The sequence below is a fragment of the Shewanella olleyana genome, from assembly GCF_023283825.1.
In the GTDB taxonomy this organism is placed as follows: domain Bacteria; phylum Pseudomonadota; class Gammaproteobacteria; order Enterobacterales; family Shewanellaceae; genus Shewanella; species Shewanella olleyana.
The window spans coordinates 85,690-97,763 of record NZ_JAKILD010000011.1 but is presented as its reverse complement, the minus strand read 5'-3'; the positions used below and the strand labels follow the sequence as shown (position 1 = coordinate 97,763).

General features: G+C 40.5%; 12 protein-coding genes. 6 read left to right on the top strand and 6 right to left on the bottom strand.

Annotation, left to right across the window (positions count from 1 at the left end; translation table 11 throughout):
- The first annotated feature begins 34 nt into the window (after positions 1-34).
- The gene (locus L2735_RS09740; RefSeq protein ID WP_248984516.1) at positions 35-265 is read left to right on the top strand and encodes a DUF2789 domain-containing protein; all 231 of its coding nucleotides are present in this window, start codon (positions 35-37) and stop codon (positions 263-265) included.
- Positions 266-345: 80 nt separating this feature from the next.
- On the opposite strand, the gene L2735_RS09735 is transcribed toward L2735_RS09740, so the two are convergent.
- Entirely contained in the window at positions 346-732 is a 387-nt protein-coding gene (locus L2735_RS09735) for a DUF3192 domain-containing protein (RefSeq protein ID WP_248984515.1), read from the bottom strand.
- A gap of 194 nt (positions 733-926) precedes the next feature.
- Here L2735_RS09735 and L2735_RS09730 point away from each other — a divergent pair, with 194 nt between their 5' ends.
- On the top strand, positions 927-1,259 hold the full coding sequence (locus tag L2735_RS09730) for a hypothetical protein (protein WP_248984514.1): 333 nt from the start codon (positions 927-929) through the stop codon (positions 1,257-1,259).
- Between the two features lie 129 nt (positions 1,260-1,388).
- Positions 1,389-2,162, top strand: a complete 774-nt coding sequence (locus tag L2735_RS09725) for a Zn-ribbon-containing protein (RefSeq protein WP_248984513.1) — start codon at positions 1,389-1,391, stop codon at positions 2,160-2,162.
- Between the two features lie 77 nt (positions 2,163-2,239).
- Here the strand turns inward: L2735_RS09725 and syd are convergent, their stop codons facing one another.
- Entirely contained in the window at positions 2,240-2,893 is a 654-nt protein-coding gene (gene syd / locus L2735_RS09720; RefSeq protein ID WP_248984512.1) for a SecY-interacting protein, read from the bottom strand.
- A gap of 59 nt (positions 2,894-2,952) precedes the next feature.
- Here syd and queF point away from each other — a divergent pair, with 59 nt between their 5' ends.
- The gene (queF, locus tag L2735_RS09715) at positions 2,953-3,807 is read left to right on the top strand and encodes an NADPH-dependent 7-cyano-7-deazaguanine reductase QueF (RefSeq protein ID WP_248984511.1); all 855 of its coding nucleotides are present in this window, start codon (positions 2,953-2,955) and stop codon (positions 3,805-3,807) included.
- Between the two features lie 68 nt (positions 3,808-3,875).
- Here queF and L2735_RS09710 read toward each other — a convergent pair whose 3' ends face one another.
- On the bottom strand, positions 3,876-4,586 hold the full coding sequence (locus tag L2735_RS09710) for an HAD family hydrolase (protein WP_248984510.1): 711 nt from the start codon (positions 4,584-4,586) through the stop codon (positions 3,876-3,878).
- Between the two features lie 326 nt (positions 4,587-4,912).
- On the opposite strand from L2735_RS09710, the gene L2735_RS09705 reads away from it, so the two are divergent.
- Entirely contained in the window at positions 4,913-5,554 is a 642-nt protein-coding gene (locus L2735_RS09705) for a pseudouridine synthase (protein ID WP_248984509.1), read from the top strand.
- On the opposite strand, the gene L2735_RS09700 is transcribed toward L2735_RS09705, so the two are convergent.
- Entirely contained in the window at positions 5,551-6,534 is a 984-nt protein-coding gene (locus L2735_RS09700; protein WP_248984508.1) for a LysR family transcriptional regulator, read from the bottom strand. The genes L2735_RS09705 and L2735_RS09700 overlap by 4 nt on opposite strands.
- A 179-nt stretch (positions 6,535-6,713) precedes the next feature.
- On the opposite strand from L2735_RS09700, the gene L2735_RS09695 reads away from it, so the two are divergent.
- Positions 6,714-8,708: an alkyl/aryl-sulfatase gene (locus L2735_RS09695; protein WP_248984507.1), complete on the top strand. Its 1,995-nt coding sequence runs from the start codon at positions 6,714-6,716 to the stop codon at positions 8,706-8,708.
- 64 nt (positions 8,709-8,772) lie between these two features.
- Here the strand turns inward: L2735_RS09695 and L2735_RS09690 are convergent, their stop codons facing one another.
- A complete protein-coding gene (locus L2735_RS09690; protein ID WP_283104595.1) occupies positions 8,773-9,645 on the bottom strand; it encodes a 4'-phosphopantetheinyl transferase family protein in 873 nt (290 codons plus the stop codon).
- A 209-nt stretch (positions 9,646-9,854) separates the two neighbouring features.
- Positions 9,855-11,894, bottom strand: coding sequence for an elongation factor G (gene fusA / locus L2735_RS09685; RefSeq protein ID WP_248984506.1), 2,040 nt, complete (start codon positions 11,892-11,894; stop codon positions 9,855-9,857).
- Positions 11,895-12,074 lie beyond the last annotated feature (180 nt).

Below are 12,074 nucleotides of genomic sequence, written 5' to 3'. Positions count from 1 at the left end.
CAATAGCCAAGTACACGATAAATTGGGGATGAAAATGGATACAACTTCGGCAACACTTGTTCACTTGTTTGAACAGCTAGGATTGGATTCATCAGATGCTGGAATAAGCGTTTTTCTATCGCAACATACCATCAATGCAAATACGAATTTAACTGAGGCTGACTTTTGGAATAATGCCCAAAGAGCATTTTTAGAAGAGAGTTTAAAAGATGACGCCCAGTGGTCAGAACTGGTAGACCAACTGGACGTTTTATTAAGGCAATAGCTAAAGCTTTTAATACGGCAATGACCAAAATCTAAGGCCACTCTTTAACAGATTAAAAAGTGACAGTGCTTAATCGCTTTTTAAATCTTTTGATACGCAGTGTCACCCCAACCCACTAGCTTATTGTCACTAATGACAACTGGCGTACACTCATCTTTCGTGGTTTTACCGTCACCTTTACTCCATTGAGTACGATAAAACAGTACGTTTACTTCTTTTTTCGGGCTTTCGGCGCCTGCCTGAGTAACGTATGCCTCACTAAAATCTGCAGTTCCCATTAGTATAGTGACTTGATCTCTCGCCATACCCATAGTGAGTTTGGATAAATTGGCTCTGTTAGTTTGTTGCTGTGTTTCCCAATAAGAATCACTATGGTTACCTTCGCTGCCACCAACATGAAATACACAACCACTTAATGTAAGGCTACTTGCAGCCATTAAAAATGCTAAACCCAATTTTGCTTTCATGATACTTCCTTATTATTAAAATGATTCTCACGTAATTTCTACTCAAACTGCTTTTGAGATACGTTATAATGTTGTCTATTATCATTAAGCTAAAAACATGCCAAAGTTTATACTTCTGATTTTATTGAATATTATTTAATGATTATTAATAAGTAAGTATTTTCACTAATCCATATTGAGGGTTTTCACCAATTATGAGTCCAATCGAACAAGTCCTCGCGGCAGCGAAAACCATTGCATTGAATGGCCGTACACCGACGATGGCATTAGTTAAAGGTAAGCTCGGTGGCAAAGTGCCCATGCCTTTGCTTATCCAAGGGTTACAACAATTTAAAGCTATTCCAAAGGATCAATGGCAGACCTTGCCAGATTTAGGCAACGCACTTGAATCAACCAAACCCTCAGCCAATTCAGAATCACAGCTCATCGAACAAAAGTTGCTTGCTCAGATGCAACAAATGAAAAACGAATTTGAGGCTAAGATTGATTTACTAAAGCAACGAATTAGCCAGTTAGAAAACCAATAGCATTGTTTAAGTGTAATAAGCGAATAAATAGCAATCAGTTAAAAACTAGATGTAAGAAGTTAATCGCTTGCAATAAAGTAAGCCACGCTAATTCATCTCATGAACCACCCAAAAGTTAAACGGAACCCCATGTTTGTCACAGAGCTAAGATTTGAATGTTTTGCGGATACCACAATCACCGCAGCCGAAAAAGCCATTAACCATTATCTCGAATCTTTGCGAGCAAACGGCCAAGTATTGGGAAGAGAGTTCGCCGTCGCATTTAATGAAGGTGAGTTTAAAGTTCGGTTATTAATGCCAGAAAAAACCAGTCTATCGACTCGTCATAATAGTCCTTGGACGAAACAAGCGTTGAACCAGCTCACCGAAGCTAAGTTACTTGCCCCTCGTGAAAAGTTTATTGGCCAAGATATCAACTCTGAAGTCAGTAATTCAGAAACACCTAGCTGGCAGGTGCTTTATACTAGCTACGTTCATATGTGCTCGCCTATAAGAAGTGGCGATAACTTGTTGCCTATTCCGCTTTATCAGATCCCAGCCAGCTTTAATGGCGATCATAAACGGGTTATCCGCTGGCAAACAGAATGGCAAGCTTGTGATGAATTACAAATGGCTGCAGCCACAAAAGCCGAGTTTGCCGCTTTAGAAGAGATCACCAGCCATAAAAGTGACTTATTCAGACGAGGTTGGGATATACGCGGTAGAGTTGAGTTCATCACTAAGATCCCGACTTACTATTATCTATACCGAGTAGGCGGCGAAAGCTTAGCCAGTGAAAAAGAGCGCGCCTGCCCTCGGTGTGGTTCTAAAGAATGGCGTTTAGATGAACCATTACTCGATATGTTCCATTTCAGATGTGAGCCTTGCCGCATAGTATCTAACATCTCTTGGGATCATCAGTAAGTTGTTATGAAATCCAAATAATAAAGCCAGACATTTGTCTGGCTTTATTATAATTAATCATTCATCAACTGATTAGATTAAGGCTTCTTACCTTTAATCAAATCAGCCCACATCATTTTCATACGTTGCCAAATGCCTGGGTGCGCGACATAGTTATCTTCAACAATAGGTTCAACAGGTGGCATCACGCGCGGGGTTAATCCATCAATAAATTCAGCTAAACTGTCAGCGAGTTTATCTTTAGGCTTATCACCAGGAATTTCAATCCACACACTGCCATCTTCATTATCAACAGTAATCATTTGATCGCCATCACCTAATACGCCAACAAACCAAGTGGGTGCTTGTTTGAGCTTTTTCTTCATCATCAAATGACCAATCACATTTTGTTGCAAAGATTCAAAGTCTTGCTGATTCCAAACTTGCAGTAGCTCACCTTCGCCCCAAGTTGAATCGAAATACAAAGGCGCAGAAAAATATTCGCCATAAAACGCATTGATATCTTGGTGCAACTTAAGCTCTAAAGCATGTTCTACATTACTGAAATCTGAGCTATTTTTACGTTTAATCGCTTTCCAAAAAACTGCATCATCTGATTCAAGATCATACTTACCTTCAATACAGGCGGATCCTTGCCCAAGTGGGAAATAACGGGGGAACTCGCCTAATACATCCTGATAAGCTTGAATATAACGGCTAGAAAAATGATCCAATGAAGTTGAACAAGACACTTAAGATGCTCCAATTTTGGGTTATAATATAAGTCTATTTTGACACGGAAACAGACTAGATGACACACAATCACGATCCCTATAGTGATGCAGATGCACTTAAAGGACTGACTTTAGGTCAAACGACGCAATATCAAGCAGAATATGACGCTTCACTGCTACAAGGGGTTCCTCGTAAACTCAATCGTGATGCCATAGCATTAACTGATTCGCTCCCTTTTCAGGGCGCAGATATCTGGACAGGTTATGAATTGTCTTGGCTAAATGCCAAAGGCAAACCAATGGTTGCCATTATTGAAGTTTACCTCGCTATCGAAAGTGATAATTTAATCGAATCTAAATCGTTTAAACTGTATCTCAACAGCTTTAACCAAACACGTTTTGAATCGGTTGAGCAGGTACAGCAAACATTAGTCACTGACTTAAGCCAATGTGCTAATGGCGAAGTGACAGTTAAAGTGATTGAACCTAAACATTTTAATACTCAACGCATTGTCGAATTACCAGGTAATTGTATCGACGAACTTGATATTGAGGTGGATGACTACGAGTTTAATCCTGACTATCTACAAGACAGTACCGAAGATAAAAACGTTGTCGAAACACTCACATCTAACTTATTGAAATCAAACTGCCTTATTACCTCTCAGCCAGATTGGGGTAGTGTCATGATCCGTTATCAAGGGCCAAAAATTAATCATGAGAAGCTGCTTCGCTACTTGATTTCTTTCCGCCAGCATAACGAATTCCATGAGCAGTGTGTTGAACGTATATTTACTGACTTAAAGCGCTACTGTAACTGCACTAAACTCACAGTTTATGCCCGTTATACTCGACGTGGAGGTTTAGATATAAATCCTTTCAGAAGTGATTTTGAACAACCACCTGAAACCCATCGTTTAGCAAGACAGTAATGGGGTTCTAACAATAAAAAAGCCTGCAGTTGCAGGCTTTTTATTGTTCAAAGTCGGGACTAAAATTTTTACGCGTAATGCCCAATAATAGCCGCTAAATCTTCTACCGTATTGGCAATATGATCAGGTTTAACATCCCAGCTTTCTGGCTCTGATTGGCTATAAGCTGCTGCAACAGAAATGACCTTGGCATCGCTGCCTAATTCTAATTGCAAATTACGGGCAAATTGTGCATCCGCTTCATGATCCCCGATGTACATCAGTAAGTTACTATTTGCGTGACCCAGTATTGATTCAACACATTTTAGGCCGCCGAATGGATGTGGTTTTTGATTACCGTTAGGTACATCGTCATAGCCAATAATCGCTTTAAAAGGTGCACCAATTTCATTGTTATTGAGTACACGGCGAATATTATTTTGCGAATTTTGCGAACAGATCCCGTGATCAAAATGAGAAAACTGTTCAACAACCCCCTTAATCCCGTCAAATAGCATGACTTCTGTTTCATTCTTTTCTTGAAACTCAGCCCACATGCTTCCAGCTTGAAGCATTTCATTTTCAGTTAACCCATAGAAATCAACATAGAGTTGCTGCCAATTTTTAGCACCATGATTAGCTTCATGGTAATTAGCTTCGCTTAGTAAGTACTTAGGCAAGTTTTCGCCAGTTAAATGCGGTGCAACGATAGACAGTATTGCTTTGGTGATATCAATATTTTTCGGTACAGAATTGACTAGAGTTCCATCATAATCCCAAAGTATTGCGTCTAATTTCATTGCATCATCTCATTGTTTAATAAACGGTATTAAGCAGTACACTGTTGGTGTAAAAAAGTGGCTCAGATGAATCTCGTTAAATACCTTTAAATTATGTAACGAGAAATCTGGCGATTAAAATAAACTTCATCGTGTTAAAAAACAACTGTTATCACCTCAGTCTGAGCTACCTGTTAAGTTTTTACTGCTCGCGTCATCATCTTAAAAAATTGGTTAAAACTGACTTCATGAGGGTTCAGTGCATCTCCTGCAAATGGACCATATAATAAGGAACCGTATAATATAGCCTCATTGAGGTTTATAGATTAAGAGCAATAACACTACTCATGCCAAAACCAACCTGTTTAACGGAATTAAATCAAGAGTCGCTCAATGACTCTCAAGAGCATCAGCACTTTAAAATATTTAAACCCTATGGATTTTTGAGCCAGTTTGTTCCTGAAACACGAAAGAAAAAGCACTTACTTGCAGAGCTCTCAAACTTCCCTGAAAAAACCATGGCGATTGGTCGCTTAGATCACGATTCCGAAGGTTTACTGTTACTGACAACAGATGGCATGATGAGTCATAAAGTAAGAAGCAAAGGCATCGAAAAAGAGTATTACGTGCAAGTGGATGGCGATATTAACGATGAGGCTGTATCTCTGTTACAAAATGGGGTTGAAATTGGCATCAATGGCACAAAATATCTTACCCTGCCGTGTAAAGCCTTTAAATTGGCACAAGAGCCACAACTTCCCTGCCGAGGTCGTAAAATTCGCGATCCAAGACATGGGCCAACCAGTTGGGTATCAATCACCTTATGCGAAGGTAAAAATCGTCAAATAAGAAAGATGACAGCAGCAGTAGGTTTTGCCACATTACGGTTAGTTAGAGTCAGAATTGGCGATATTCATATTGATGCCATGCAAGCAGGCGATGTTATTTCTCTGAGCAATTTTGACGCGGCTATTAATAGCGATAATTAACGGTCACTTTCTAGCAGATACACCTTTTCCATTGCAGTTTCAACTAACTCACGTAACCACTTCGTTGCCGGATCTTGTTGATTACGGGTCGGCCAAATGCTGTAAATTGAAATCAATTGGCTTTCGAACGGCAAATCCATCAAGGTTAAATTGAAAGTAGATTGATAGTTTTTAGCATAGGTATATGGCGCAATGCAGATTGCATCAGATTTACTGACTCCCGATAACATAGTAAGCAAAGATGATTTTTCGCCATACATATGTCGTTCAGGCAAATGCTCAGTAGAAATAATCTCTGCTACCCGCTGGTTATGCCGATGAAATCGATAAAACAAATGTTTAGCAGCAAAATACGACTGTTCATCAATACCGCTTTTAAATTGAGGATGATTCGCCCTCGCGACACAAACGAGCTTTTCGGTAGCAATTTGTTTGCTGGAAAATGATGCTTCGCTCGGCGCCACAATATCTAACGCTAAATCAATATGCTGTTTTTGAAGCGCTTGATATAAATTACCTTCATCAATAATCGCTTCAGTAAAGATGATTTCAACGCCTTTATCAGCCACCGATTTTTCAATATCTGCCTCAATCAAATCAATAATTGATTCATTTGCACTGACATGAAAAATACGTTTTGATTGCTGCGGGTCAAACACTTTAACGCTATTAATACATTGCTCTATATCGATTAAAGAAGGTCCTAAGGTTTGGTGTAAATGTTGACCTATTGCGGTAAGAGCAATACCTCGACCTTGCCTGACAAATAACTCAGCCCCAACAAGGGTTTTAAAGCGGTTAATTGCATTGCTGACAGAGGATTGGGTTAGTGAAAGGTGCTCTGCTGCAAGTGTAATTGATTGATAATCACATACACTACAAAATACCCTAACAAGATTAAGATCGAGCTTATGCAGCTCTTGTTGGCTCTTTTCTTGTTGCAGCTTTTCTAATTGTAATTGCCCTAAACCTTGCTTCACTTTTACCACCTTAATACCTCATTTGAACAAATAGACTTCCAACATAAATGCACATTCAATCCATTCATTCGCACCTTATACATTCACACAGTAAATGTATTAACCATTCTTAGCCATAGTTATCTTTAGCATTTTTGTTGTTAACTTATATTCAACAACAATACATCCTCGAGGCTTACATGAGAAAAACATTACTTGGTTTAGCAATCACCTTAACGTTTACCACCCAGGCTATGGCTGCTCAGCATGAACATGACCACATCACTGTTGATTACCATGGCAAGCCCGCAACCCCTATCACTGCTGAACATAATAAATCAGTAGCAAAAACCTTAAACTTTGATGATAAAGCCGCTTTTGAGCGATTTAGCAAAAACAAAATCGCCTCATTTGATGAAGCTACAGCCAAAATTCTACGAGCAGAATTTAGCTTTATTAGTGAAGAATTACCGGACTCTGTAAACCCGTCATTATATCGTCAAGCACAGCTAAATATGGTGCCAAACGGACTATATAAAGTCACAGATGGTATCTACCAAGTCCGTGGTACAGACTTATCTAACCTAACCCTTATCCGAGGCAAAACTGGCTGGATTGCTTATGATGTTTTGCTTACTAAAGAAGCTGCGCAGCAATCGTTAAAGTTTGCTTTTGCTAATTTACCAGAAGGTCAGGATTTACCTGTTGTCGCGATGATTTACTCTCATAGCCATGCCGACCACTTTGGCGGTGCCCGTGGAGTGCAAGAGCTATATCCTGATGTCAAAGTCTACGGCTCAAACAATATCACCTCGGAAATTGTTGATGAGAATGTTCTTGCTGGTAATGTGATGAGCCGCCGCGCAGCATATCAATATGGTGCAACATTAGGTAAACACGACCACGGTATTGTGGATGCAGCACTTGCCAAAGGTTTATCAAAAGGTGAAATCACCTACGTTAAACCCGACTATGAACTTAACCATAAAGGTAAATGGGAAACCTTAACCATTGATGGTCTTGAAATGGTATTTATGGATGCCTCTGGCACTGAAGCCGCCAGTGAAATGATCACCTACATTCCGTCAATGAAAGCACTATGGTCAGGTGAATTAACTTATGATGGCATGCACAATGTGTACACCTTAAGAGGAGCGAAAGTACGCGACTCTTTAAAATGGTCTAAAGACATTAATGAAATGATTAACGCCTTTGGTGAAGACGTAAACGTATTATTTGCCTCTCATTCAGCGCCAGTTTGGGGCAATAAAGAGGTTAATCATTACCTTCGCATGCAGCGTGATAACTATGGTTTAGTTCATAACCAGTCAATGCGTTTAGCCAATGACGGCGTAGTTATTCAAGATATTGGCGACGCTATCATGGAGACCATACCTCAAAACGTTCAAGACGAATGGTACACCAATGGTTATCACGGCACCTATAGTCATAATGCCAAAGCTGTATACAACATGTACTTAGGCTACTTTGACATGAATCCAGCCAATTTAAATCCATTAACCACTAAAGCAGAAGCAACAAAATTTGTTGAATATATGGGCGGTGCAGATAACGTGGTGAAAAAATCAAAACATGATTTTAGCCAAGGAGAGTATCGCTTTGTTGCCACAGCACTTAATAAAGTCGTTATGGCAGATCCACAACACGATGCAGCCCGAGAGTTACTTGCAGACACCTACGAACAGCTAGGTTATCAAGCTGAGGGGGCTGGGTGGCGTAATATTTATCTCACTGGTGCTCAAGAGTTACGAGTGGGTATTAAGCCTGGCGCGCCAAAGTCGGCCTCTGCTGATGTGATTAGCGAAATGGACATGTCGACCTTATTTGATTTCTTAGCAGTAAAAGTCGACAGCATTAAAGCTGCGGCACTTGGCAACATTACCTTGAATGTAGTGACACAAGATGGAAGCCAAACCAACACCTTATTTGTTGAGTTAAGTAACGGTAACTTAAGCAATATTGCTGTCGAGTCTCCAAAACAAGCTGATGCAACTCTGACTGTAAATAAAGCTGATGTGGTTGGCATACTATTAGGCAAGACGAATATGAAAGCGCTGATGCAATCAGGTGCGGCGACAATGGAAGGTGACAAACAGGCTTTCGCTAAAATCGCTTCGACTCTAGTGCAATTTAATCCAGACTTTGAAATCGTTCCATTAAAACATGCTCATTAATTAGGGCTTGTTAAATGATGAGAGTCTAGTGGCTCAGAATAAACAGTTTTAAAACGAAACAGTTTTACCTATCAGTTGGTTTGAAGGCGTGATTTACAACTTCAAGCCAACTGATTTTTTTTGCTTTCAGTTCCGGAGGTAACTCGTCTAAAAATGAAGATGCACCACCTATACTCACGGCAAAACGATACAAATCATCAAGCTTTCCTAAATAACAATGCCACTGCGGGGCAATGACAAAATCCTCTAATAAACCATCAGAGTCACTCGCCTTTAGTAAGCTTAACGGGACACCTTGTTGGATGGTAATTGTCTCATCGTTAACTTGTAGTTCGCCCAAACTTGCGGCAGATAAATCAAACGCAAAAGATTTTAGCGATAAAGCTAAGCCTAAGCCTTTCGCTTTTATATAGGACTCTTTAAGCGCCCATAAATCAAAAAAGCGTTCTCTGTGTTTATCTTCAGTTAGAGCGAGTAATGCACTCTCTTCTGGTTTCGAAAAATAGTGATTTAGAATCGAATGAATATTCGTCGTTTCACGGCGGCGCTCAATGTCTACACCAAGTTCTATTTCTGTATGTTGTTGAGCTGTTCCATAAGTGTTTGCCACACCGATTAACAACCAGTCACCACTGTGACTCAGATTAAACTGCAAACCGGTTTCCGCAAACTGTTCAGCCGTTAATCTCGGCTTGCCCTTCTCACCATATTCAAATTGCCATTGCTGCGGTTCAACACTAGCAAAGCGCGATAACACACTGCGTAAATAGCCTCGCACCATTAAGCCTTGGTCTCTAGATGATTGCTGAATAAAACGATCAACCTTTTTGACCTCATCTTCAGGCAGCCACGAACGCACAATAGACGCAGTCGATTCATCTAATAAATCAGTATTAAGGGGACAGAAAAATAATTGAATGGCGGTTGGCGACTTCAAACTAGGCTCAGGCTAAATTGGCAATGTACCATTGTCGCTTGTTTTAGGAAGCGATTTCAACAAGCAAGGTCACTTATCAATGTCGTTGTAGAGATAACATGCTGATGTGTAAATACCAAAGCGCATGCTGACTGAGCTACCTTTTGAAAAAAAGGGTTGAGCAATGCTCAACCCTCTATGGCTTTTATCCTATAACAGGCATTTAAAAATTACTCTGCCACTGCTTTTGCCGCCTTTTGAGGAAGCACATCGTAGTGACTAAAGTGCATCGAGAATTGCCCTTCGCCACCTGTCATCGATTTAAGGCGAGTGGAATAATTACTCACGTTAGCCAGTGGCGCTTCAACACTCACTTCCACTAAGCCATTGCTACTTGCTTGGGTACCGCAAACAATACCTCTTGAAGAGCTAATATCCCCCGTAATTTCACCCACATGGTTTTGAGCCACATGTATTTGCATATCAACGATAGGTTCTAAAATAACCGGCTGAGCCAGTTTTACCGCTTCCATAAAGGCTTTTTTGCCCGCCATCACAAAAGCAATCTCCTTTGAATCGACACTGTGATGCTTGCCATCAAGCAAAGTGACTTTCACATCCTGTAATGGGTATCCACCCACTTCGCCCGCTAACATGGCTTCGCGTACACCTTTCTCAACCGCCGGAATGTACTGGGTTGGCACAGATCCACCCACCACTTTGGAGACAAACTCAAAACCTTGTCCACGCGCTAACGGTTCAACTTTTAATTCAACTTCGCCAAATTGGCCAGAACCACCAGACTGCTTTTTATGACGATATCGATACTCTGCCTCAGCCATAATGGTTTCACGGTAAGCCACAGCCGGCGTATCAGTTTCCATATCGACATTAAATAAATTTTGCGCTTTCTCTAAGGCAATTTGAAGGTGTAAGTCACCTTGTCCTTGCAACACGGTTTGACCTTCAGCTTCGTTGCGACTGATTTGTAAACTTGGATCTTCGGCCACCAGCTTATTTAATACTTCCGATATTTTCTGTTCATCACCACGGCGTTTAGCAGATACTGCCAAGCCAAAAATAGGTTGCGGGAATTTAAGCTCGGGTAAATGGAATTCGTCTTCATCATGACTATCGTGAAGCACAGCTCCAACAGATAACTCTTCAAGCTTAGCAATGGCGCAAATATCACCAGGTAAAGCTTGATTGACATTAATTTGTTTGTCGCCTTGAAGTTTCATTAAGTGAGACACTTTAAACGGCTTGCGTCCGCTACCAATAAACAATTTCATTCCCACAGAAATCGTACCTTGATACAAGCGGAAAACCCCCATACGTCCAAAGAACGGATCTATCGCCACCCTAAATACATGTGCTAAAACATGATCAGAGGCTTTTTGAGTGACATCAATCGGCTTAGCTTCATCGCCGTAGCCTTTAATAAATTGCGGCGGATTCGCTTCAAGTGGATTGGGCATTAACTTAACCAGTATCTCTAATAACGAACTGATGCCAATATCTTGCTCTGCGCTAGTAAAACAAACTGGCACCAAGTGCCCCATTCTTAACGCTGTTTCCAATGGAGCATGCAGTTGCTCTGGCGTAAGTGATTCGCCTTGCTCTAAATAAAGCTCCATTAAAGCTTCATCTTCTTCAAGTACAGTATCAACCAACTCATCTCTTGCAGTAGCGGCATTACTAAACAAAGTATTGAAAGTTTCATCACAATGTAAGTAGCAGTCAACCACATCATCGACCAAACCATCAGCTGTAACATTGGGTAAATTAACCGGTAAGCATCTGTGGCCAAATTGATGTTGAATATCCATCATCACATCAGATACCTTAGCTTCATTTCCATCCATGTGATTTATCGCAATGATGACTGCTTTACCTTGGCTTCGAGCAGCTTCAAATGCTCGCTTAGTGACGGATTCAATGCCAACACTTGCATTCACCACCAATAATACTGATTCAACACCAGGTAATGGTAATAGTGCACGTCCAAAGAAGTCAGGTAATCCGGGAGTGTCGATGAAATTGATGTGGTGAGATTGATAATCAAGATTTAAAAATGAAGGTTCTAAACTATGTCGATGAGATTTTTCTTGGGCAGTGAAATCAGCATGATTTGTACCCTTATCGACCCTGCCTTTTAAACTTATAGCATCAGCGCTAAAGAGTAACGCCTCAAGTAACGAGGATTTACCTGCGCCTGTGTGTCCGAGCACTGCCAGATTGCGGATTTGCTCAGTGGTAAACTCAGCCATGATGGCCTCCTTTGTTCACATTATTAAACTATCCATATCTTTGTCTTACTATTATTTGTCTTACTATGTTTACATTTGGCGATAAAATACCCATAAATTCAGTATAGATCGGTAACATTGTTGAATAATTGACACAGATCACTCTTTACACCCGCAACGTTTTTTATAACAAAATCACCC